The 21956-nt window shown below is 43.6% G+C and carries 22 protein-coding genes and 1 riboswitch; of the genes, 17 read left to right on the top strand and 5 right to left on the bottom strand.

Annotated elements, in window-relative coordinates; all coding sequences use genetic code 11:
• Nucleotides 1-25: 25 nt before the first annotated feature.
• The 11 genes from mnmG to rpsD all read left to right on the top strand — a co-directional run bounded on the left by mnmG (nt 26) and on the right by rpsD (nt 11192).
• Entirely contained in the window at nt 26-1936 is a 1911-nt protein-coding gene (mnmG, locus tag D8797_RS02725; protein WP_125379159.1) for a tRNA uridine-5-carboxymethylaminomethyl(34) synthesis enzyme MnmG, read from the top strand.
• A gap of 289 nt (nt 1937-2225) precedes the next feature.
• A complete protein-coding gene (locus D8797_RS02720) occupies nt 2226-4211 on the top strand; it encodes a DHH family phosphoesterase (protein WP_185780827.1) in 1986 nt (661 codons plus the stop codon).
• A 1-nt stretch (nt 4212) separates the two neighbouring features.
• Complete coding sequence (gene rplI, locus D8797_RS02715; protein ID WP_061909903.1) at nt 4213-4665, top strand: 50S ribosomal protein L9; 453 nt, start codon at nt 4213-4215, stop codon at nt 4663-4665.
• 25 nt (nt 4666-4690) lie between these two features.
• Nucleotides 4691-6046 (top strand): replicative DNA helicase, encoded by a 1356-nt coding sequence (dnaB, locus tag D8797_RS02710; RefSeq protein WP_005592121.1) that lies wholly within the window; start codon nt 4691-4693, stop codon nt 6044-6046.
• 1 nt (nt 6047) lies between these two features.
• Nucleotides 6048-6320: a Veg family protein gene (locus tag D8797_RS02705; RefSeq protein ID WP_061909899.1), complete on the top strand. Its 273-nt coding sequence runs from the start codon at nt 6048-6050 to the stop codon at nt 6318-6320.
• Nucleotides 6321-6524: 204 nt separating this feature from the next.
• Nucleotides 6525-7148: an HAD family hydrolase gene (locus tag D8797_RS02700; protein ID WP_185780826.1), complete on the top strand. Its 624-nt coding sequence runs from the start codon at nt 6525-6527 to the stop codon at nt 7146-7148.
• An 84-nt stretch (nt 7149-7232) separates the two neighbouring features.
• Nucleotides 7233-7335: riboswitch (TPP riboswitch) on the top strand.
• A 222-nt stretch (nt 7336-7557) separates the two neighbouring features.
• The gene (locus D8797_RS02695) at nt 7558-7848 is read left to right on the top strand and encodes a thiamine-binding protein (protein ID WP_125379157.1); all 291 of its coding nucleotides are present in this window, start codon (nt 7558-7560) and stop codon (nt 7846-7848) included.
• The gene (locus D8797_RS02690; RefSeq protein ID WP_125379156.1) at nt 7811-8563 is read left to right on the top strand and encodes an ABC transporter permease; all 753 of its coding nucleotides are present in this window, start codon (nt 7811-7813) and stop codon (nt 8561-8563) included. Before D8797_RS02695 ends, D8797_RS02690 begins: the two co-directional genes overlap by 38 nt.
• Nucleotides 8564-8606: 43 nt before the next feature.
• Nucleotides 8607-9605 (top strand): ABC transporter substrate-binding protein, encoded by a 999-nt coding sequence (locus D8797_RS02685; RefSeq protein WP_185780825.1) that lies wholly within the window; start codon nt 8607-8609, stop codon nt 9603-9605.
• Entirely contained in the window at nt 9605-10327 is a 723-nt protein-coding gene (locus D8797_RS02680) for an ABC transporter ATP-binding protein (RefSeq protein ID WP_125379155.1), read from the top strand. Before D8797_RS02685 ends, D8797_RS02680 begins: the two co-directional genes overlap by 1 nt.
• A gap of 253 nt (nt 10328-10580) precedes the next feature.
• Complete coding sequence (gene rpsD / locus D8797_RS02675) at nt 10581-11192, top strand: 30S ribosomal protein S4 (protein ID WP_125379154.1); 612 nt, start codon at nt 10581-10583, stop codon at nt 11190-11192.
• A 104-nt stretch (nt 11193-11296) separates the two neighbouring features.
• On the opposite strand, the gene D8797_RS02670 is transcribed toward rpsD, so the two are convergent.
• Entirely contained in the window at nt 11297-11827 is a 531-nt protein-coding gene (locus D8797_RS02670; RefSeq protein WP_125379153.1) for a TetR/AcrR family transcriptional regulator, read from the bottom strand.
• Between the two features lie 141 nt (nt 11828-11968).
• Between D8797_RS02670 and D8797_RS02665 the strand changes: the two genes are divergently transcribed.
• The 5 genes from D8797_RS02665 to D8797_RS02645 all read left to right on the top strand — a co-directional run bounded on the left by D8797_RS02665 (nt 11969) and on the right by D8797_RS02645 (nt 18636).
• Nucleotides 11969-14368, top strand: a complete 2400-nt coding sequence (locus tag D8797_RS02665; RefSeq protein WP_125379152.1) for a YhgE/Pip domain-containing protein — start codon at nt 11969-11971, stop codon at nt 14366-14368.
• 245 nt (nt 14369-14613) lie between these two features.
• Nucleotides 14614-15339, top strand: a complete 726-nt coding sequence (locus D8797_RS02660; protein WP_125379151.1) for a polyphosphate polymerase domain-containing protein — start codon at nt 14614-14616, stop codon at nt 15337-15339.
• Nucleotides 15332-16012 (top strand): DUF4956 domain-containing protein, encoded by a 681-nt coding sequence (locus tag D8797_RS02655; RefSeq protein ID WP_061421930.1) that lies wholly within the window; start codon nt 15332-15334, stop codon nt 16010-16012. Before D8797_RS02660 ends, D8797_RS02655 begins: the two co-directional genes overlap by 8 nt.
• A gap of 20 nt (nt 16013-16032) precedes the next feature.
• Nucleotides 16033-17280 carry a carbohydrate-binding domain-containing protein gene (locus D8797_RS02650; RefSeq protein WP_125379150.1) on the top strand — a complete coding sequence of 416 codons (1248 nt, stop codon included), beginning with the start codon at nt 16033-16035 and terminating at the stop codon, nt 17278-17280.
• 105 nt (nt 17281-17385) lie between these two features.
• Nucleotides 17386-18636 (top strand): S41 family peptidase, encoded by a 1251-nt coding sequence (locus D8797_RS02645; RefSeq protein ID WP_125379149.1) that lies wholly within the window; start codon nt 17386-17388, stop codon nt 18634-18636.
• Nucleotides 18637-18675: 39 nt separating this feature from the next.
• Here D8797_RS02645 and D8797_RS02640 read toward each other — a convergent pair whose 3' ends face one another.
• The 4 genes from D8797_RS02640 to D8797_RS02625 form a co-directional block, all read right to left on the bottom strand.
• On the bottom strand, nt 18676-19629 hold the full coding sequence (locus D8797_RS02640; RefSeq protein ID WP_125379148.1) for a S66 family peptidase: 954 nt from the start codon (nt 19627-19629) through the stop codon (nt 18676-18678).
• A gap of 117 nt (nt 19630-19746) precedes the next feature.
• Nucleotides 19747-20646, bottom strand: a complete 900-nt coding sequence (locus tag D8797_RS02635; RefSeq protein WP_125379147.1) for a DUF4097 family beta strand repeat-containing protein — start codon at nt 20644-20646, stop codon at nt 19747-19749.
• The gene (locus D8797_RS02630) at nt 20639-21238 is read right to left on the bottom strand and encodes a DUF1700 domain-containing protein (protein ID WP_125379146.1); all 600 of its coding nucleotides are present in this window, start codon (nt 21236-21238) and stop codon (nt 20639-20641) included. The genes D8797_RS02635 and D8797_RS02630 overlap by 8 nt, the downstream gene beginning before the upstream one ends.
• Entirely contained in the window at nt 21225-21551 is a 327-nt protein-coding gene (locus D8797_RS02625) for a PadR family transcriptional regulator (RefSeq protein WP_125379145.1), read from the bottom strand. Before D8797_RS02625 ends, D8797_RS02630 begins: the two co-directional genes overlap by 14 nt.
• A 266-nt stretch (nt 21552-21817) precedes the next feature.
• Here D8797_RS02625 and D8797_RS02620 point away from each other — a divergent pair, with 266 nt between their 5' ends.
• Nucleotides 21818-21949, top strand: coding sequence for a teichoic acid D-Ala incorporation-associated protein DltX (locus D8797_RS02620; RefSeq protein WP_125379144.1), 132 nt, complete (start codon nt 21818-21820; stop codon nt 21947-21949).
• The last annotated feature ends 7 nt before the right edge of the window (nt 21950-21956 follow it).

Raw genomic sequence — 21956 nt, 5'->3', positions numbered from 1 at the left:
TGGTGAAAAAATGAAGGAAAAAGAAATGACACACAATTTTACTGAAAGTTATGATGTTATCGTGATTGGAGCAGGGCACGCTGGGGTTGAGGCATCGCTTGCTGCTAGTCGAATGGGTTGTAAAGTTCTTTTGGCAACCATCAATATTGAGATGCTGGCTTTTATGCCTTGTAATCCCTCTATCGGAGGATCTGCAAAAGGCATTGTCGTTCGTGAAGTAGATGCTTTGGGCGGGGAAATGGCCAAGAATATTGACAAGAGCTATATCCAGATGAAGATGCTCAATACGGGTAAGGGACCCGCTGTTCGGGCTCTTCGAGCGCAGGCAGATAAAGAGCTTTATTCCAAAGAAATGCGGAAGACTGTTGAAAATCAAGAAAATCTGACTTTGCGACAAACCATGATTAATGAAATCTTGGTTGAAAATGGTAAAGTAATTGGTGTTAAGACAGCGACCCATCAGGAGTATGCGGCTAAAGCCGTCATTGTTACGACTGGAACAGCCTTGCGGGGAGAAATTATCATTGGTGATCTCAAGTATTCATCTGGTCCTAACCACAGTTTGGCAGCAATTCCATTGGCAGATAATCTGCGTGATCTAGGTTTTGAAATTGGTCGATTTAAGACCGGAACACCTCCACGTGTTAAGGCATCATCTATCAATTATGATGTGACAGAAATTCAGCCAGGTGATGAAAAAGCCAATCATTTTTCATACACATCTCGTGATGAGGACTATGTGAAGGATCAGGTGCCTTGCTGGTTGACTTATACCAATGCGGAAAGTCATGAAATTATCCAAAATAACTTGCACCGTGCTCCTATGTTTTCAGGTATCGTTAAAGGAGTAGGGCCACGTTATTGTCCGTCTATTGAGGATAAGATCGTCCGTTTTGCGGATAAGGAACGCCACCAGCTTTTCTTAGAGCCTGAGGGTCGTGATACGGAAGAAGTTTATGTGCAGGGGCTGTCAACCAGTCTGCCAGAAGATGTACAGAAGGACTTGGTTCACTCTATCAAAGGTTTAGAAAATGCTGAGATGATGCGGACAGGCTACGCCATTGAGTACGATATGATTATGCCTCACCAGTTGCGGGCAACCTTAGAAACTAAGAAAATTTCAGGGCTCTTTACAGCAGGTCAGACCAATGGAACTTCTGGTTATGAAGAAGCCGCTGGTCAAGGGATTATCGCTGGCATTAATGCGGCTTTGAAGGTCCAAGGGAAGCCAGAGTTAATCTTGAAGCGTAGTGATGGATATATTGGAGTTATGATTGATGATTTAGTGACAAAGGGGACTGTAGAACCTTATCGCCTCTTGACTAGCCGAGCTGAGTACCGTTTGATTCTCCGCCATGACAATGCTGATATGCGTTTGACAGAGATGGGCCGAGAAATTGGTCTGGTAGATGATGAGCGCTGGGCTCGTTTCGAGATTAAAAAGAATCAATTTGACAACGAGATGAAGCGCTTGGAATCCATCAAGTTGAAACCTATCAAGGAAACCAATGCTAAGATAGAAGCGCTTGGCTTTAAAGCTCTGACAGATGCAGTGACAGCCAAAGAATTTATGCGGAGACCGGAAGTGTCTTATCAAGATGTGGTTCAGTTCATTGGTCCAGCGGCGGAGGAGCTTGATGAAAAGATTATCGAGTTAATTGAGACAGAGATTAAGTACGAAGGCTATATTTCTAAAGCTCTTGATCAGGTTGAGAAGATGAAACGTATGGAAGAAAAGCGGATTCCAGCCAATATTGACTGGGATGATATTGACTCGATTGCGACAGAGGCGCGTCAGAAGTTCAAGAAAATCAATCCAGAAACGATTGGTCAGGCAAGTCGTATTTCGGGTGTCAATCCAGCAGATATTTCTATTTTGATGGTTTACTTAGAAGGCAAGTCTAGAAGCATTTCTAAAAACAAAGCAAAATCATAGCCATATTAACGTACTATCTTATTGATAGTACGTTTTTTTGAATAATTTACAGAATTGTAAATACCTGTTTACAAAAAAACTCTTTTATATAGAGAAATGTTTACAACTACTGTCAACTTTTTGTTTAATAAAATTTACAAGATTTACACATCTTGTAAATTAATTGTGAATGTTTATTTGAGAATAGATCCGGGATTTGAGCCTTTCTTGCTTTACAAGTATCCAAAGGCAGTGAAAACTCGCTTTTTTAAAGAAAATATGGTAAAATGGCGCAATAAGAGGTTTTTTAATGAAAAGAATTCGTTTTTCCCCAAGCCACTTTGCGATAGTGGGGTTTACTTCCTTTATCATATTAGCTATTTGTCTACGCCTTTTTGGTGATAGTTTGCCTATGTTGGTGTCTCTTTTCATAGTGCTGGTGCTCTTGGTTTGGCTATTTATACAGCAGCAAAGAGTGACCGAATTGGACGAGCTTGAGCAGATTCGCTATGTCAATCATCAAGCAGAGGGAAGTTTAGCTTCTTTGTTGGATAAGATGCCAGTTGGTGTGATTAAAATCAATGAAAATAGTGGAGATGTAGATTGGTTCAATCCTTATGCTGAATTGATTTTTACAACGGATGATGGGGAGCTAAATAGTGATCTCCTTCAGGAAATTATCCAGCTTGCTGCTTCGAAATCGGGTAGCTACGCAACAGTAGGAGATAACCAGTATTCTGTTTACTTTGATTCAGCTTCTAGTGTCTTGTACTTTTTTGATGCATCAAGCGAGTATGAAGCAACAGTTGGGCTCGTTACGACGCGACCAGTTATCGGTGTTGTCTCAGTTGATAATTATGATGATTTGGAAGATGCTGTGTCAGATTCAGATATCAGTCATATCAATAGTTTTGTAGCTAACTTTGTAGCAGAGTTTTCTGAGCAATTTCATATGTTCTACCGTCGGGTGGGAATGGATCGTTATTATCTTTTCACGGATTATACGGTTTTGGAACAACTGATGGATAGTAAATTTTCGATCATTGATCAATTTCGGACAGAAGCCAAGAATCGAAAACTTCCCCTGACGCTTAGTATGGGCTTTTCTTATGGGGATGGTAAGCATGATGAAATTGGTAAGACCGCGCTCCTCAATCTTAACTTAGCTGAGGTTCGGGGTGGTGACCAAGCGGTTGTCAAAGAGAATGACGAGACCAAGAATCCAGTTTACTTTGGTGGTGGAACGGCTGCATCTGTCAAACGTACACGCACGCGTACGAGGGCTATGATGGCAGCTATTTCAGATAAAATCAAGAGTGTAGATCAAGTTTTTGTAGTTGGTCATCGCAATCTTGATTTGGATGCCTTAGGTTCCGCGGTGGGTATGCAGCTTTTTGCTAGCAATATCATTGAGAAAGCCTATGTTGTGTATGATGACCAACAGATGGGCTCGGATATCTATCGCTCTATTCAAAAATTGACATCAGAAGGCTCTGATTATCTTTTGCCAATCTCGGAAGCTGTAAACCGAGTGACCAGTCGTTCGCTCTTGATAATGGTGGACCACTCGAAGTTGGCCTTAACGCTTTCAAGAGAATTATTTGATCGATTTAGTCAGACGATTGTGGTGGATCATCACCGTCGCGATGAGGATTTTCCTGAAAATGCAGTCATTGCCTATATCGAAAGTGGAGCTAGCAGTGCCAGCGAATTGGTAACGGAGCTGATTCAGTTTCAAAATTCCAAGAAAAATCGCCTGAATAAAATTCAAGCTAGTTTACTCATGGCTGGGATTATGCTAGACACCAAGAATTTTACCTCCAGAGTAACGAGTCGAACCTTTGATGTAGCTAGTTATTTGCGGGCTCGGGGCAGTGATAGTGTAGTCATTCAGGATATTTCTTCGACGAATTTTGAAGAGTATCGAGCAGTCAATGAGCTGATTTTGACAGGTAAGAAGCTTTTGCCAAATGTGATTGTAGCAGCGGGTGCTGAAAATGCCAGCTACGATACAGTCGTTATTAGTAAGGCAGCTGACACCATGCTTGCCATGTCGGGCATTGAAGCAACCTTTGTGGTCAGCAGGAATACTGAGGGTTACGTATCCATTTCAGCTCGTAGTCGCAGTAAGATCAATGTTCAGCGGATTATGGAGAAAATGGGTGGTGGCGGCCACTTTAATCTAGCAGCAGCGCAAGTTAGCGATCAAACGGTTGCTGAAGTCACTCAACGTCTAAATCAAGAGATCATGGATCAAGTGATGGATAATGAGGAATCAATAGAAAAGGAGAAATAAAATGAAAGTTATTTTTTTAGAGGATGTAAAAGGAAAAGGGAAAAAAGGGGAAATCAAGGAAGTACCTACTGGCTATGCTCAAAATTTCCTGATTAAGAAAAATCTGGCTAAGGAAGCCAATGCACAAGCTATCGGTGAGCTGAGAGGAAAGCAAAAATCTCAGGAAAAGGCTCATGCAGAGATGGTGGCAGAAGCTCAAGCTATTAAGGCTAAGTTGGAAGAAGAAACAACGGTTGTTGCTTTTACAGAGAAGGTCGGCCCAGACGGACGGACTTTCGGTTCGATTACTAATAAAAAAATTGCTGATGAACTACAAAAGCAATTTGGTCTAAAAATTGACAAACGGAATATCAAGGTTGATTCTCCCATTCGTTCGATTGGTTTGATTGATGTTCCTGTAAAGATTTACCAAGATGTGACAAGTGTGATTCGCCTGCGGGTTACGGAAGGGTAAAAAGAATTAAAGGAAGGATTCACCTATGGCAGAGATTGATGAGTTGCGAGCTCAGCCTCAAGATATTTTAGCAGAACAGTCTGTACTAGGGGCCATTTTCATCGATGAGAGCAAACTGGTCTTTGTCCGTGAATATATTGAGCCTGGGGATTTCTTTAAATATGCCCATCGGCTGATTTTTAAGGCCATGATTGACTTGGCGGATCGTGGGGATGCTATCGATGCGACCACCGTTCGCAATATTTTGGATAGCCAAGGAGACTTGCAGAATATTGGTGGCTTGAGCTATCTGGTAGAGGTCGTTAATTCTGTGCCGACTTCTGCCAATGCAGAGTACTATGCTAAGATCGTCTCTGAAAAAGCAATCTTGCGCCGGCTAATTTCACGCTTGACGGAGTCTATCAACCAAGCCTATGATGGTGAGAGACCATCCGAGGAAATCATTGCGGGTGCGGAGAAGGCTTTGATTGATGTCAGCGAAACGGCCAGCCGCAGTGGGTTTAAAAATATTCAAGATATTCTAAATCTTAACTTTGCTAATCTAGAAGCCCGTTCTCAGCAAACTACTGATATTACGGGGATTGCGACGGGTTACCGTGAGTTGGATAAGATGACGACGGGCTTGCATGAAGAAGAGTTAATCATCCTAGCTGCTCGTCCAGCGGTTGGTAAGACAGCCTTTGCCCTCAATATCGCCCAGAATATTGGGACTAAGCTGGATAAGACAGTGGCTATCTTCTCCCTAGAAATGGGGGCAGAGAGTCTTGTGGATCGGATGCTGGCCTCAGAGGGAGTGATTAATTCTCACTCCATTCGTACAGGGCAATTGACAGATGAAGAATGGCAAAAATATACCATTGCGACGGCAAATCTGGCTAATGCGAGTATTTATATCGATGACACGCCGGGGATTCGGATTACGGAGATTCGTTCGCGAGCTCGCAAGTTGTCTCAGGAGACAGGGAATCTTGGTCTGATTTTGATTGACTACCTGCAGCTGATTACAGGAACGGGTCGTGAAAACCGTCAACAGGAAGTTTCGGAAATTTCTCGCCAGCTTAAGATTTTAGCGAAGGAACTTAAGGTGCCGGTTATTGCTCTGAGTCAGCTCTCGCGTGGCGTGGAGCAACGGCAGGATAAGCGCCCAGTACTATCAGATATTCGGGAATCTGGGTCTATCGAGCAGGATGCGGATATCGTAGCCTTTCTTTACCGGGATGACTATTATGAACGGGCCGGTGAGGAAGAGGAAGGCATTCCTAACAACAAGGTTGAAGTCATTATTGAGAAAAACCGGAGCGGAGCGCGTGGTACGGTTGAGCTAATTTTCCAAAAAGAATATAATAAGTTTTCAAGTATTTCTAAAAGAGAGGATGTATAGTATGAGTGATGCATTTACAGATGTAGCAAAAATGAAGAGAATCAAGGAGGACATCAAGGCTCACGAGGGGCAGATGGTGGAGATGACCTTGGAAAATGGCCGTAAGCGCCAAAAAAGTAAACAAGGTCGTTTGATTGAAGTTTATCCTTCTCTCTTTATCGTTGAGTATGAAAATGAAGGGGGGCAGCCAGGTGAAATTGCCAACACCTATGTGGAGTCCTATACTTACTCAGATATTTTGACAGAGAAAAATTTAATTCGCTATTTTGACTAAGAATAATAGGTGATTCCAGAACTTTGTATTGCTTCCTAGAGTTGGGTAAAACCCAACTTTGAGGAACAGTTCATTTCTGGGATTTTTCTTAACCTAAATATGCCATACCAAGGATGGTTAAGATCAGCCGAATGGTGTATCTGCGAAGGCATGAGCTAGAGCTTACGAAAGCTCCTACATATAGAGAAAGGGCTGGTGAAAGAAATGATAAGAAATTTAGTTTTTGACTTAGGAAATGTCTTGATTGAATGGAATTCTGAGAAAATTTTGACCACTTTCGAACCTGAGAAAGAGCGTCGACAGATTCTTAGACAGGCTATTTTTGATTCGGGTGTCTGGCATCAAACAGACAAGGGAGAGTTGAGCTTGAAAGAAGCCTGTGACGAAGTGCTAGCTCAGCTGGATGACTCCTACCATCCTGCTGTTCAGAATATCTTCTACAATTGGTATGAGGTTGTAGAGGTTTACAGTGGTTTACAGGAAAAGATTCGACTATGGGCTAATCAAGGTTATCGCATTTACATCCTGTCAACTACTTGCGAGATTTTTTACCGTATTGAAAAAGCTGGTTTGCTGCCCATCTTTCCACTGCTGTCGGGCTATATCCTTTCCTCAGAAGTCGGGGTTGTCAAGCCAGAGCTAGAGATTTATCAAAAGCTACTAAAAAAGTATAGTCTTGATCCGACAGAGTCAGTCTTTATTGATGACATTCAAGCTAACTTGGATACGGCAGCTGAACTGGGTTTTGAAACCATCTTATCCACAAGTGAGTCAGAGAATATCAGGGCTATGGAGGCTTTGTTGGCTGCGAAAGGAGAGTTTGCCTGATTGATGATCGTTTGCTTCACTTATCGCTGAAAAGTAGTGAGTCCAAGCTCCAATCTTGACATTTGCTGATGATTGCGTTATCATAATCCTATATATGGGAGTCTGTGTACAGTCTGAGAGGAAGTGTAAGCTTCGACCGTACCTGATCTGGGTAATGCCAGCGTAGGGAATTGTATTTGTAAAGACCTTGTGGTTTTGCTAAAATGGGGAATTATTCACCAATCTTTAGTTTACTGATGCATGCAACACCTTTTCCATATTGGAGAAGGTGTTTTTGTATGGAAAGTAAGGTGTTTATAAAGGGAGCTCGCTGTCTTTTTGTTTAAAAACCAAGTTATTTTCTTGTGAATTTTAATCCTATCTGCATACATTATTCTCAGATGAAGCATGAAAGTAAGGAGGTGAAGAGATGAAAGCCAGCATTGCGTTACAAATTCTTCCTTTGTCACATGATGTGAATCGTTTGGCAGTCATAGATGAAGTAATTGAGTTTTTGCAAAAACAGCCAGTGAAGATGGTCGTGACGCCTTTTGAGACCGTTCTAGAAGGTGAATGGGAGACCTTATTTCCTATTCTGCAGCAGGCGATTGAGCTTGCAGGTACTCAGGCAGACAATGTTTTTGCTAATGTGAAAATAAACTATGGAAAGATTTTAAGTATTGATGAAAAACTTGAAAAATATCCTGCGGCAGCAGATTAGCCTTTTGGGTATGCTGGGAATCCTTGTCATCTGGCAGGTCATGGGCTGGCTCAAGCTCTTGCCTAAGTTTATCCTGCCGACACCTCTGGAAATCGGTCAGGCCTTTATCAGAGATGCGGGCTTTCTAGCAAGTCATAGCTGGGCCACCTTAAAAGTAGCCCTGCTGGGGTTAGTCTTGGGTGTCGTCTTGGCCTGTATATTAGCCGTGTTCATGGACAGCATGAGCTGGCTCAATGATTTGATTTACCCAATGATGGTCGTGGTCCAGACGATTCCGACCATTGCTTTGGCGCCAATCTTGGTTCTCTGGCTGGGTTATGGGATTTTGCCCAAGATTGTGCTGATTATTCTGACGACGACTTTTCCAATTATCGTCAGTATTCTGGATGGTTTTCGGCATTGTGACCAGGATACTCTGACTCTCTTTGAGCTTATGCAGGCCAATCGCTGGCAGATTCTCTGGCACTTTAAGATTCCAGCCAGTTTGCCCTATTTCTATGCGGGCTTGCGCGTCAGTGTTTCCTATGCCTTTATCACGACCGTGGTTTCTGAATGGCTAGGCGGTTTCGAAGGCTTGGGTGTTTACATGATTCAGTCCAAGAAACTTTTCCAGTACGATACCATGTTTGCTATTATCATATTGGTTTCGGTCATCAGCCTGCTGGGGATGAAGCTGGTGGCTGTCAGTGAAAAATATGTCATCAAGTGGAAATAGAAGCTCAGCTCTGCTATTTTCCAAAAAAGAAAAGAGGATTATAATGAAAAAAACTTATAAAATGTTGTTGGCAGGTTTGGCTGCCGTGTCTATCTTCGGCTTAGCGGCTTGCAGCAAGTCAGGCTCAGAGTCTGCTAGTAAGGATAAAAAGATTGATTTTATCCTAGACTGGTCACCTAACACCAACCATACCGGCCTTTATGTGGCTCAGGAAAAGGGCTATTTCAAGGAAGCAGGCGTGGATGTGGATATCAAGTTGCCGCCTGAAGATAGCAGTTCGGATTTGATTATCAACGGCAAGGCACCTTTTGGTATTTATTTTCAGGACTCCATGGCTAAAAAACTGGACAAGGGCGCAGAAATCACAGCTGTCGCGGCCATTGTAGAGCATAATACTTCGGGCATTATTTCAAAGAAGTCTGCAGGGATTACAGGGCCTAAGGATCTGGCTGGCAAGAAATACGGCACTTGGAATGATCCGGTAGAGCTGGGCATGCTCAAAACCTTGGTCGAAAGCCAAGGCGGTCAGTTTGATGAGGTGGAAAAGGTTCCCAACAACGATTCCAACTCTATTACGCCGATTGAAAATGGCTTGTTTGATGCAGCCTGGATTTATCATGGTTGGGACGGTATCATGGCAAAGACTCAGGGCATGGACACGAATTTCTTTTATATGAAGGACTATGTCAAGGAGTTTGACTATTATTCTCCAGTCATCATTGCCAATAATGACTATCTGAAGAAGAATCCAGAAGATGCGAAAAAGGTTCTTCAAGCCATCAAGAAGGGCTATCAATATGCCATGGAGCACCCTGAAGAAGCAGCGGATATTTTAATCAAGCATGCGCCAGAGTTAAAAAATAAGCGCGACTTTGTCTTGGCTTCCCAAAAATATTTGTCCGAGCAATATGCATCGGATAAGGACAAGTGGGGTCAGTTTGAGGCTAGCCGCTGGAATGCCTTTTACAAATGGACCAAGGACAATGGCATCGTGAACAATGACTTGAGTGACAAGGGATTTAGCAACGATTATATAAAATAATGACAGAAATCAAACTTGAAAATGTAAGCTATGCTTATAATGAGCAGCAGATTTTGAAAGATATCAGCCTAGAGGTAGAGACAGGCCAGGTCGTAGCGATTTTGGGGCCTAGTGGAGTCGGGAAATCGACCCTCTTTAATCTGATTGCTGGGATTTTGGAGGTCCAGTCGGGCAGGATTGTCCTAGACGGGCAGGAAAATCCCAAGGGCCGGGTGAGTTATATGCTGCAGAAGGACTTGCTGTTGGAGCACAAGACAGTGCTGGGCAATGTCATCTTGCCCCTGCTTATCCGAAAGGTATCCAAAAAGGAAGCGACGGAGCAGGCAAGTCAGATTTTGAAGGAGTTCAGCCTCTTTGATGTGGCAGACAAGTATCCACATGAGCTGAGCGGGGGGATGCGGCAGCGCGTGGCTCTGCTACGGACCTATATGTTCGGCCACAAGCTATTTCTTCTGGACGAGGCCTTTAGTGCTTTGGATGAGCTGACTAAGATGGAGCTGCACGCTTGGTATCTGGACATTCATCGTAGGCTAGGCTTGACGACTCTCCTCATTACTCATAGCATCGAGGAAGCTCTGGCTCTCAGCGACCGTATCTATATTCTGAAAAATCGGCCTGGGCAAATCGTAGCAGATCTCCAGCTGATTTGGTCAGACAGCGAGGATAAGGAACTGCAGAAGCTCCGATACAAGCAGGAGATTTTGAAGCTTTTGGGGCTGTAAGCTGCCTTGTTTTATAAAAATGACTTTAATCAAGCCTTTGGGCTTGATTTTTTTGTAGGAGTCCCTTTACTTTTGACTTTATTCATGGTACAATAGCCTTTGTGTGAAATAGCAGCAGGAAAGCATGAAGCTCGTCAACAGGTGTCTTATGACAAGTAACCTTGGCTGTTTAGGCGAAGGGCATCTGCACGAATCAGGGCTTTCTAAGTGACTATTTCCACCGAAATATTATTTATATCAGGAGGACATACATATGTCACGTTATACAGGACCATCTTGGAAACAAGCTCGTCGCCTTGGCCTTTCACTTACAGGTACAGGTAAAGAATTGGCACGTCGTAACTACGTACCAGGACAACACGGACCAAACAACCGTTCTAAATTGTCAGAATACGGTTTGCAATTGGCTGAAAAACAAAAACTTCGTTTCACTTACGGTGTAGGTGAAAAACAATTCCGTAACTTGTTCGTACAAGCTACAAAAATCAAAGGTGGAATCCTTGGTTTCAACTTCATGCTTCTTTTGGAACGCCGTTTGGATAACGTTGTTTACCGTCTTGGTCTTGCGACTACTCGTCGTCAAGCTCGTCAATTCGTAAACCACGGTCACATCCTTGTTGACGGAAAACGCGTTGATATCCCATCATACCGCGTAACTCCAGGCCAAGTGATCTCAGTTCGTGAAAAATCATTGAAAGTTCCAGCGATCCTTGAAGCTGTTGAAGCTACTCTTGGACGTCCAGCATTCGTATCATTCGACACTGAAAAATTAGAAGGTTCATTGACTCGCTTGCCAGAACGCGATGAAATCAACCCAGAAATTAACGAAGCACTTGTCGTTGAATTCTACAACAAAATGCTTTAATTTCTATTGGAAATTTATTCAGAAGCCGTTTTTGGCTTCTTTTTTATTCGATTAACAAAAAGAGGCTGGGATATCTTGTCCCAGCCTTTATTAGTTCTTGAGTTTTATAGCATCTTTAAAAGAAGATTAGCCATTTGTTCCGGGCTTTCCTTACTGCCTCGGGCGATCCACATCTGGTAGACGCCAAAGAAGGCATTAACGAGGTAGACGATGCCGTATTCCTTTTCGATTTGATTGAAAGCTTTATTGCGAAACCGTTCCTGTAGGATTTGGGAAAGTAAGGATTGGAGCTTGTGGCGTAGGAAATTTTGGATTTCTCTAGTGCCGTTTTCCGTCAAGAGAGCAGCCAGAAGAGGCTCTTGGGTCAAGAACTGAAAGACCTCTGTGATAGCGACTGCAACATCTTCTCGATGGTGTTCAAAGATGTATTCTAGTTGATGGAAGAGGCCTTGCTGATAGCGTTCAATCATATCATATTTATCTTTGTAGTGGGTGTAAAAGCTACTGCGACTGATGCCAGCAGCTCGGGCCAATTCGACTGTTGTAATATGGTCAAAAGACTCCTGATGCAATAAGTCAACCATAGCCTTCTCAATGATGGCCTTGGTTTTCTTACGTTTATTACTTTCTGTCATTTTAATCTTTCCTTTGTCATTGAATTATACAAAATTAGACAAGGTGTACAAAAACAGATTTTTTTGCTTGCCTTAATTTTTTTATTGTGTATAATCTATTATATCAAATTTTTAGACAATGTGTATAAAAAAGGAGAAAAGATGTTCAAAGAATGGAAAGCCATCTTCAAAAAACCGAAGATTATTATAGTCATGCTGGGAGTTGCCTTAATTCCAGCTTTGTATAATGTGATTTTTTTGAGCTCTATGTGGGATCCGTATGGCAAACTTTCTGATTTGCCAGTAGCGGTGGTCAATCAGGACCAGAAGGCGAGCTTGTATGGAAAAGACTTGTCCATTGGTTCAGATATGGTTCAAGATATGAAGAAAAATGCAGCGCTGGATTTTCATTTTGTGGATAAGGATCAGGCAGAGAAGGGACTGGAAAAGGGCGACTATTACATGGTAGTGACTCTTCCCAAGGATCTATCAGCCAATGCGGCTAGTATCTTGAGCAATCAGCCTAAGCAGATCACGATTCACTATCAAACATCCAGTGGGCATAGTTTTATCGCTAGTAAAATGAGTGATTCTGCCATGACTTCGATGAAGCAGTCGGTCAGTCAGAAGATCACGAAAAGCTATGTAACAAGCCTTTTTGCTAGTATGGATAAGCTAAAAGGTGGACTTGGAACAGCCGCAGATGGGACAGCTAAATTGGCCGAAGGCAGTCAGGAATTAGCAAACGGAAGCCAAAAACTGACTACTAACTTGGAAAGCTTAGCCCAGTCCAGCCTAATCTTCTCAGATGGAGCTACAGCGCTATCGACTGGTCTGGTAGCATATACAAATGGAGTGGCTCAGATCAATGCTGGCTTGCCGACTTTTACTAGCAAGATGACGGAATATACAGATGGAGTTGGGCAGCTTTCAGCTGGTGCTAGTCAGTTAACCGCTCAGTCACAAACTTTACTAAATGGAACCAACCAACTGACAGGTAATTCACAGGAATTAGTCGCTGGTGTGGAGCGACTAAATAGTGGTTTGGCAGAACTGCAATCATCTGTTAATAGTAGTGTTACTGCTAATCAAGAAAAGGTTGCTCAGTTGACGGCAGGTCTAGATCAGCTCAATACAGCTATTCAGAATGCCACATCGGGAACGGGCTTGCCAACGGAAACAATTGCGGCTTCTCTCACGACGATTGCGACCAATGCCCAGTCTTTGGCAAGTAGTGCACAAAGTGATCGGGCGGCAGCTGTAGCGGCTTTGGAAGGAACAGCTGCTTACCAAAAACTTTCTACCGATGAGCAAGAAGAACTAAAAGCAGCTCTAGCAGGCGGTACTGATTCTAGCAGTAGTGCAGCGGCAACTATTGTACAGGAAGTCCAAGCTATCCAGACGAATCTGCAAGGACTGCAAACGGCCAGCAGTCAGGCAAGTCAGCTGTCGGCAGCAGCCAACCAAGTCCTGCCAGGTGCTTCAGCTATGATTAGTGGTCTCTACGGTGGCTTGGGTCAGGTAAATGACGCCTTGTCCTCTGCCAGCACTGGTTCAGCGACCCTTTCTCAAGGTATTACGGCTTATACAGGTGGCCTTTCTCAAGTAGCTCAGGGAGTAGCTACTTATACTACAGGTGTCGATCAGCTTTCTCAAGGAGCGGCCAATCTAGCGAGCCATAATGACCAAGTGACTTCAGGAATCGGTCAAATCAGTTCAGGCCTCTCTCAATTAAATGATAAATCCTCGACTTTGGTCACAGGGATGCAAACATTATCTACGGGTGCCACTCAAATGGCAGATGGTTCTCAGCAGTTAGCGACTGGTGGTCTCACTTTAACTAGTGGGCTGGGAGATTTGTCAGTCGGTGCTCAGACTCTAAATACAGGGTTGACGGATGCCAAGGGTCAATTATCCGAGCTTTCAGTGACAGAGGACAATGCGGCCGCCTTGGCTGGCCCTGTCGAGCTGAAAAAGACAGATAAAGATCAGGTTGGTAAAAATGGTGTTGGTATGGCCCCCTACATGATTTCTGTTGCTCTTTTTGTAGCAGCGATTTCGACCAATGTTATTTTCGGCACGCTCCCTTCTGGTCAAGTTCCAGCTTCTCGCAAAGCTTGGCTCAAGGCTCGTCTGGAGGTCAATGGTTTGATTTCTGTTTTGGCTGGCATCTTGGTTTACGGAGCGGTTCATTTGATTGGTCTTGAGGCCAACTATGAATGGATGACGCTGGCCTTGACTGTTTTAGCCAGCATGGCCTTTATGGCAGTTGTGACGGCTCTAGTCACTTGGGATAGTAAGGTCGGGGCCTTTATCTCCTTGATCCTCTTACTCCTGCAACTGGCTTCTAGCGCTGGTACTTATCCGCTGCCCCTGACGGCGAAAATCTTCCAAATGATCAATCCAATCTTGCCAATGAGCTATGCGGTGTCAGGACTGCGGGAAACGATCTCGATGAATGGTCAAATCGGTGGCCAACTAGCCTTCTTGGTCGCGACTTTACTGCTTTTCATGGTTTTAGGTACAATAGCTTATCGCCCTGATAAGAAAGAAATCATTTAATATAGAGTAGACTATTTTATCTAATAAAAGGAACAACTTGGTTTTGTGAACAGAACCAAGTTTTTTGTTTCACGTGAAACAGTCGTTAAAGAACAGAGAATTTTATTGTATAGATTTTCTCCACAAGTCTATGTTATTCGGTATGAAAATATGAATATTTTGTTTTCTTTAAGTTTTCTTTAGCCTTGCTTTAAGTTTTCATCCGTAAAATGGCTCTAGTTACAAGAAAGACAGGGGGAGAATCCATGGCTAAAAAGACATTTAAAGATAAATTTCAACGATTTGAAACCAAATACATTATTTCCAAAGAAACTTTGGCCGATTTATTGACCGAGTTTGAAAGTCATCTGGTGGAGGATGAGCATGCTTACTCGACCATCCATAATCTTTACTACGACACCCCGACTTATCAAATGATTCGTGAGTCCTTAGAAAAGCCCTATTTTAAAGAAAAATTGCGCGTGCGAACCTACGATGAACATCCGAAAGAAGACAGTCAAGTCTTTTTGGAAATCAAGAAAAAAGTGCGTAAGATTGTCTACAAACGCCGTATTTCGACAGATTTAGTGGCTGCAGAGGCTTACTTGGAGGGCGATCACAGTAAGATTGAAGATTGTCAGATTCGTGAGGAAATCGACTGGCTGAGTCAGCGCTATGGTGGCCTGCAGCCCATGATGTATATCTACTATAATCGTTATTCTATGAAGGGGATTGAGGATCCCAATGTTCGGATTACCATTGACCACGATTTGACCTACCGCAACTATGATTTGAGCCTCTTGCATGGTCATTACGGGGAAAATCTTCTACCGGATCATCATGTAATTATGGAAGTCAAGGTGCCAGGGGCCTATCCGCTCTGGCTGAGTGAGATTTTGGATCGCCATCAGGTCTTCCCAAGCTCCTTTTCCAAATACGGGGTTGCTTATAAGAAAACGACAGACTATAAAGGAGTTGTAAATCATGCTTAGTCACTTATTTTATGATATTTTTACCGATACGGCTGTAGATCCGGCCATGATGATGCTGGCAATCGGAGTGTCCTTGCTTTTGGGCTTAGTCATTGCCAAGGTTTACCAGTTTAAGACAGTTTACAGCAAATCCTTTGTGATGAGTTTGGCGCTCTTGCCGACCTTGATTGCAATTGTGATTTTCTTGGTCAATGGAAGTTTGGGAGCAGGGGTTGCCGTCATGGGGGCCTTCAGCTTGATTCGTTTCCGTTCCGCACCAGGAGGGGCCAAGGAGCTGGTGTCCATTTTCCTAGTCATGACAATCGGGATTGCCATCGGAATGGGCTATCTAGTCTTTGCGACCGTCTTTACCCTCATCATGTCGCTCGTCATGCTGCTGCTTGAAGTGGTCAATTTCGGACAGATGAAGCATTCCATGCGCCAGCTGACTATCGTCATACCAGAAAGTCTGGACTATGAAAGCATTTTTGATGATATTTTCAACAAAGCTGCCAATCATGTTGAACTGGCTAATGTCAAAACCTCTGATATGGGGAGTTTGTTCAAGATTAAATACATCATTCAGCTGAATGGTCGAATGACTGAAAAAGAACTCATCGATGCCCTACGCACGCGCAATGGAAATCTAGAGATTGCCATCAGCCGCTATATCACGAAAGAAAATGAATTATAATATCTAGAAAGAGGCCAATCATGAAAACAGGCAAGAAAAAAATATTTCAGAAAATAAAACTAATGGTGCCCCTAGCGCTAATGACTGCCACCTTGGGAGCTTGTAGCGTGACCAGTCAGTCCAGCACCAGTACGAGCGCCAGCACCAATACCACTCAAACAGCTACCAGTACGACAAAGATAGATACATCTAGCTATTTCACAGATCGTGATCAAGATGCTTCTTATGATGAGTCGACAGCGACCAAGATTAGCTTGAGCGGCTCTACAGCCAAGACATCTGGTGACGGAGCGAGCGTTTCTGGCTCCACGGTGACGATTACGGCAGCTGGAACCTATGTCCTCTCTGGCAGCAGTGAAAATGTGCAGATTGTCGTCAAAGCTGGCGATCAAGACAAGGTGCAAATCGTCTTGGATGGTGCGACCATGACAGGGACGGATGCAGCGATTGTGGTAGAAAATGCGGATAAAACCTTCATTACCCTAGCTGAAGGCAGCAAGAATAGCATTTCTGACTCAGCCAATCACACCAATACTGACTACGATGCGGCCATTTACAGTAAGGACGACTTGACCTTTAACGGCTCAGGCAGTCTGACCATCGAAGGAAAATACGGTAACGCGGTCGAGTCTAATGATGACCTGCGCATCACAGGCGGGACTTATACGATTAAAGGCTACAAGAATGGCTTGTCAGCCAATGATGCCATCAACATCAAGGAGGCTAGTCTAGATATTACTGCGACGGAGGATGCGATCCATGCAGATAATGACGAGGACACCTCGCTCGGAAATCTCTATATTCAGTCTGGTACCATTACGATTAATGCTGGAGATGACGGCCTCCATGCTAGCAATGCAGCGGTGATTGACGGTGGAACTATCACAGTCAAGTCCAGTGTTGAAGCTTTAGAGGGAACAAATGTTACGATTAATGGCGGTACACTTGATCTTTATGCGACGGATGATGGAATCAATGCAGCTAGTACGGCGACTGGGGCTGAGATTTTCATCAAGATTACTGGTGGTGACATCAAGGTTGAGGTCGGCCAAGGCGATACAGACGCCCTTGATTCCAACGGCGATATCATCATGATAGGCGGAAACCTAGCTATCACGTCCACTGTGTCTGCCTTTGACTTTGATGGTAAGGCTACCTATACGGGCGGGACTATCACGGTTAATGGGCAAACCCGAACCGAAATCACAGCCGATGGCCCTGGTGGCGGTGGTGCCCCAGGCGGACAAGGCGGTTTTGGTGGACATTGATTAGAAAAAATCTAAGCAGAGATTGTGCTTAGATTTTTTTGTTTAAGTCGGCATAAAATGTACAAAAATGATATACTAGTCTCAATAATGACGAGGAGCAATACAATGAGAAAAACGGCTATTTTTGAAGATGTTGTTTCGATTATGACCCAAGATTCAGCAACTAAAAAGGATATTGTCGGTGCGGATCCAACTGGTTTTCGCGAATGTATTTCAGACGATATGAGTGAAAAGGACTTTCTTTATCAGGTTCAGACTTATCTAGCTAGCTTCGGAGTTATCGGCCACGTAGCTTTTCGGGAGAAATATGCTAAGCCAAAAGGTTTTGTTCTACGTTCAACAATCCAAGGACTTTATGTTGAGCAGGCTAATGCAGATACGAATTTGCAGGCGGGCGATCAAATTGTGAAACTGGATGGACAGCATCTAGAAGAGTTTTATAGGATGCACCGAGCGTATTTTACCAGTTCAACGCCCGAGCGAAACTACCGTGAGTGGAGCGAGTTGATTTCAAAAGCTAGGCAAGTGACTGTTTTGCGAGCAGGAGCAGAGCAAATCCTTTCAGTTGAGCCTAGCCAGAATCCTATAGAAAGTCGATTTGAATGGAAAGAGTTAGAAAAGGGTGTTATTCATCTCCGTTTGGATGACTTTAGGAACGAGAAAGCCATCAACAAACTCTATCAGGAAGCACAAGATACTATCAAGAGGGCTGCTTGTCTGGTGATTGATGTCCGTCAAAATACTGGCGGGATGGACTCGCTGTATTTTCCCCTGCTCCACTATGCTCTTTCTGAGGGGCAAGTCTATTCTGACTTGGGTAGGACTGATGAAGGGATGGAAATTCTCTACACAGAGCGGAATGTTGACCTGCGTTTGAAAGATTTTGAAGCCTACGTGCAGCAGGAGGGGATTAATCAGGAGACGAAGGATTTGTTGGAGATAATCATGCAAGATCTGCAGGCCAATCGGGGCAAAGGCTATGTCAAATTTGGAGGCGAGGACAGGGAAATGTTTCCTAATGTGAAAGGAGGAAGCCATCCTGAGAAGATTTTTGTCTTGGCAGATGTCTACTGTGCTTCGTCGGGAGACAATTTTGTCCAGATGATGAAATGGTTTCCTAAGGTGACGGTTCTGGGGCGCCCGACTCTTGGAATACTAGATTATTCCAACTGCTGTCAGGTAGATTATGGTGACTATAGTTTGAACTTTCCAACTTCACGCGCTCTAGCACTTGATAAGGGACAGGGGATGACAGACAAGGGGATTGAACCAGACATCCTTATTCCTTGGACAGTTGAGCATCTGGAGCGGGATGTGGATTTGGAGCGCTGTTTAGAGATGATTCATGACTTTTAGATATCAAAAACGACCTTTTGTTTGGAGGTCGTTTCTTGTTTATTCGTCAATTTTGATAGACATCGTCTCCGTATCCACAGTCACTTGAGCACCGATGGTGATGGTAAAGAGTGGCTGAGTATGGGCAAAGTCCAAGTCATAGAGGACGGGAATTTGTTTGAGAATCGGATGTTTGTCCAAGATATAAAAGAGCAGCTCCTCTGTCATCTGGCATTCTTTTGGAAAGCGGCCGATGAGAAGGGCCTGTGGGTTGGGATAGGCCTGAAGGAGGGCGGCAAGATTGCGGTCAAATTCCACATAATCATCTTCCTCCGCCTCTTCAACAAAGAGGACGTAGTTTTCATCTGTCGGGGTATAGGGTGTCCCACGCAGAAGTGAGAAGGTGGAAAGATTACCGCCGATAACAGTGGCTTGGGCTTGTCCGTGATGATAGACTTTCCACTCTGTTTCATGGAAGGTCAGTGAGGCATCGGGCAGATACCAGGCATTGTCGCCCCATTTTTCACTAGGAGTCAATTCATAAGAAGTCTGGCTGATGGCCTTGAGCCAGCTCTCGGTCTGATAGTCCTGCAGGGCATCCATCTTAAAGCTAGAGTAGGACGGTCCCATGTAGGTTTTCATACCAGTCTTGCTATAGATCGCGTTGAGCAAAGCTGTTGTGTCTGAGTAGCCACAGAAAATTTTAGGATTTCTAGCAATCAACTCAAAGTCCAGATAGGGCAAAAGCTCATTGCAGTTGAAACCGCCGATGGTGGCCAGAATAGCATCAACTGAGTCATCCGAAAAGGCAGCATGAATGTCTGCCACCCGACTTTCGATGGAGGCAGAGCCTAGTATATCATTTTCCAGATAATGCTCCGAAAAAGACACGGTAAATCCTAGCTTTTCCAAGCGCTCCTTGGCGGCTAGATTGGCCTCAAAGCCGCCAAGGCGTTCGATTGACGACGAGGGACTGACGACCCGAATGTGCATGCCAGATGTGAGTTTTTTCATAGAAACCTCCTTGTGATAAATTTTATAGAGTATCATAACATAAAGGCTATAGGAAGTAAAGGTAGGATTAGAGAGAATGACCATAAAAAACGGAACCAATCAGGTTCCGTTCTATTTTTAATGACTAATCTCAATACTGCCGGTGCTGGTGCGGGCGGTCAGCTTGGCTTGAGCTTGTTCATTGGTATGAATGACTCGATCGCCTATGAAGTCCTCTTGGTCGTGGCTGGTCTGCATGTCCTTAGGCAGTTCAATGTCACCTAGGTCTGTTTGCAGGTCCAGTGAGATGGCTTTGTAGGTCTCTTCGGCGAGATGGAGATCGATGGAGCCATTGCTGCTGGACATGTTGATATTGCCCTTGAGGGTCAGTTTATCACTAGTGATACTACCGTTGGAGAGACTGATTTGAGTATCGGTCAGGCTGGTTTGGATTAGCTCGATGCTACCGTTAGCACTTTCAATGCTGCCGCTCTTAATTTGGCTCTGACTGAGTTCGATCGAACCATTACTGAGATCGGCTTTTATTTTTTTGATTGTCAGGTCATTGATTGATAGGCTACCGTTAGCCAAACTGGCCTTGACCTGCTCCAAGTTCCTTCCCTTAGGTAGGCTTAGAATGATTTGTTGAGTCCTTTCAAAATCTCCATTTATCAAGCCCAGTAAAGAGCGTAGACCGCTGTTAATGTTGATAAAAAAGCTGGATTCCTTAATGTATAAACTACCGTTTTCAGCCTTGCTACTGATTTTTTCGGATGTCTTGCCATCTCCTTGATAATAGGTCAAGTGAACCTTATCATCGGGTGATTCTCCAATCACAACCGAGCGGTTGCTCAGGTCTAGATTTAAGGAATGGATATTGTCATAGGTTTCTTCTTGCTTGGCCATCTTGGTGCTAGTAGCTGAGCTCCTTACCAGATCTTGCAGACCACCACTTGCTAGCCCTGCCAGTATGAGGCCTAGACCCAGAAGACAGGCAGCTATAGCAATACTGAGTATGGTTTTTCTTACTTTAGACATGACGGCCTCCTTTCCGTGCCAAGGCTTGGGCGAGTTTGACAAAGCTGAGTTTGATAAAGCGAAGGATAGGACCAATGCTGAGATAGAAGAGTCCAGCCAGTCCCAAGGCTAAAAGGCTCATACCCAAACTAAGGGCAAAAGCAGGAATCGAAGTGGTCATGCCGAGAGTCAGGCTGTCCCAAATCAGACTAGCCCCTAGGAGAAGCATAGCAAAGGTAAAGACGGCCATGACAAAAGCAAGGACACTGACGAGGAGGAAGAAAGTGAAAATCAAAGTCAAAGCCAAAATTAATAGAGGAATTGCTAGTGGAGCCGCCAAGATGGACAGAATAGCAATCTGGACGATCTGCTTACTATTTTTGACGGAGCTAGCTTCTTGGCTATCTTCTTCTATTTTCTTGTCCAGAAGATTGATGATAATCTCGTGAGCCGCTTCTTTGGGACTACCCAGCTCAGCTATAGCTGCTGCCTCTCCCTCTGGACCGACCTCGTCAAAGTACTCGGTGAAGTAGTCCATGGCTTCTTGATAGTCTTTTGCTGGCAACTTTTTCAAATAGTTATCTAGTTGAGCTAGATATTCAGTTCTTGTCATGGCGAACACTCCCTTCGATAATGCCCTTAATCATGCTGGTATAAAGCTCCCATTCATTTTTGAGCCGAACCAGTTGTTTCTGACCTGTTGGGGTCAGAGAGTAATATTTTCGTTTTCGACCTTGATATTCCTGAGAGTAAGTCGCTAAATACTGACTCTTTTCCAATTTTTTCAGGATAGGATAAAGCGTGGACTCCTTAATATCTGCAATGAGCTTGATAGTCTGGCTAATCTCATAGCCGTAGGAATCTTCTTTATCTAAAATTGCTAAAATCAGAAATTCTATCAGGGTAGAAGATGTAGGGAAATACATGCACTACCTCCTATATATAAAAATATTATATATAAACTTTCTACATATAGGATAACCCCTTTTGAACAAAAAGTCAAGTAATATATAGAAATTTTACTTATAGATATTGAAAAGGATTTCATCCTTGAAAGATAAGGGAAGTAACTCTTTTTCTCTTTATTTCCTTACAAGAACTTTACACAATTGATAGCTTTTATATTGAAATCTTTCTCTATAAAATGGTAAAATAATCTATGTCTATCTAAAAAAAGATAAGAGTGAATGAAATGACGAAATATAAGACGATTTATAAGTTTCTAGGGCAGACATTGCTATACTTTGTGATTTTCGTAGCCCTGCTTTATTTCTTTAGTTATCTTGGTCAAGGTCAAGGTGGCTTTATCTACAATGAATTTTAATGTAAGA

The sequence above is a fragment of the Streptococcus cristatus genome, from assembly GCF_003944225.1.
Taxonomy (GTDB): Bacteria; Bacillota; Bacilli; order Lactobacillales; family Streptococcaceae; genus Streptococcus; species Streptococcus cristatus_K.
Note: the sequence above shows the minus strand (reverse complement) of the source record. Positions and strands in the feature narration are given on the sequence as shown.

What these genes read in the sequence shown, in the direction of transcription:
- mnmG (WP_125379159.1), top strand. Translation starts at nt 26, where the DNA reads ATGACACACAATTTTACTGAAAGTTATGATGTTATCGTGATTGGAGCA.
- D8797_RS02720 (WP_185780827.1), top strand. Translation starts at nt 2,226, where the DNA reads ATGAAAAGAATTCGTTTTTCCCCAAGCCACTTTGCGATAGTGGGGTTT.
- rplI (WP_061909903.1), top strand. Translation starts at nt 4,213, where the DNA reads ATGAAAGTTATTTTTTTAGAGGATGTAAAAGGAAAAGGGAAAAAAGGG.
- dnaB (WP_005592121.1), top strand. Translation starts at nt 4,691, where the DNA reads ATGGCAGAGATTGATGAGTTGCGAGCTCAGCCTCAAGATATTTTAGCA.
- D8797_RS02705 (WP_061909899.1), top strand. Translation starts at nt 6,048, where the DNA reads ATGAGTGATGCATTTACAGATGTAGCAAAAATGAAGAGAATCAAGGAG.
- D8797_RS02700 (WP_185780826.1), top strand. Translation starts at nt 6,525, where the DNA reads ATGATAAGAAATTTAGTTTTTGACTTAGGAAATGTCTTGATTGAATGG.
- D8797_RS02695 (WP_125379157.1), top strand. Translation starts at nt 7,558, where the DNA reads ATGAAAGCCAGCATTGCGTTACAAATTCTTCCTTTGTCACATGATGTG.
- D8797_RS02690 (WP_125379156.1), top strand. Translation starts at nt 7,811, where the DNA reads ATGAAAAACTTGAAAAATATCCTGCGGCAGCAGATTAGCCTTTTGGGT.
- D8797_RS02685 (WP_185780825.1), top strand. Translation starts at nt 8,607, where the DNA reads ATGAAAAAAACTTATAAAATGTTGTTGGCAGGTTTGGCTGCCGTGTCT.
- D8797_RS02680 (WP_125379155.1), top strand. Translation starts at nt 9,605, where the DNA reads ATGACAGAAATCAAACTTGAAAATGTAAGCTATGCTTATAATGAGCAG.
- rpsD (WP_125379154.1), top strand. Translation starts at nt 10,581, where the DNA reads ATGTCACGTTATACAGGACCATCTTGGAAACAAGCTCGTCGCCTTGGC.
- D8797_RS02670 (WP_125379153.1), bottom strand. Translation starts at nt 11,827, where the DNA reads ATGACAGAAAGTAATAAACGTAAGAAAACCAAGGCCATCATTGAGAAG.
- D8797_RS02665 (WP_125379152.1), top strand. Translation starts at nt 11,969, where the DNA reads ATGTTCAAAGAATGGAAAGCCATCTTCAAAAAACCGAAGATTATTATA.
- D8797_RS02660 (WP_125379151.1), top strand. Translation starts at nt 14,614, where the DNA reads ATGGCTAAAAAGACATTTAAAGATAAATTTCAACGATTTGAAACCAAA.
- D8797_RS02655 (WP_061421930.1), top strand. Translation starts at nt 15,332, where the DNA reads ATGCTTAGTCACTTATTTTATGATATTTTTACCGATACGGCTGTAGAT.
- D8797_RS02650 (WP_125379150.1), top strand. Translation starts at nt 16,033, where the DNA reads ATGAAAACAGGCAAGAAAAAAATATTTCAGAAAATAAAACTAATGGTG.
- D8797_RS02645 (WP_125379149.1), top strand. Translation starts at nt 17,386, where the DNA reads ATGAGAAAAACGGCTATTTTTGAAGATGTTGTTTCGATTATGACCCAA.
- D8797_RS02640 (WP_125379148.1), bottom strand. Translation starts at nt 19,629, where the DNA reads ATGAAAAAACTCACATCTGGCATGCACATTCGGGTCGTCAGTCCCTCG.
- D8797_RS02635 (WP_125379147.1), bottom strand. Translation starts at nt 20,646, where the DNA reads ATGTCTAAAGTAAGAAAAACCATACTCAGTATTGCTATAGCTGCCTGT.
- D8797_RS02630 (WP_125379146.1), bottom strand. Translation starts at nt 21,238, where the DNA reads ATGACAAGAACTGAATATCTAGCTCAACTAGATAACTATTTGAAAAAG.
- D8797_RS02625 (WP_125379145.1), bottom strand. Translation starts at nt 21,551, where the DNA reads ATGTATTTCCCTACATCTTCTACCCTGATAGAATTTCTGATTTTAGCA.
- D8797_RS02620 (WP_125379144.1), top strand. Translation starts at nt 21,818, where the DNA reads ATGACGAAATATAAGACGATTTATAAGTTTCTAGGGCAGACATTGCTA.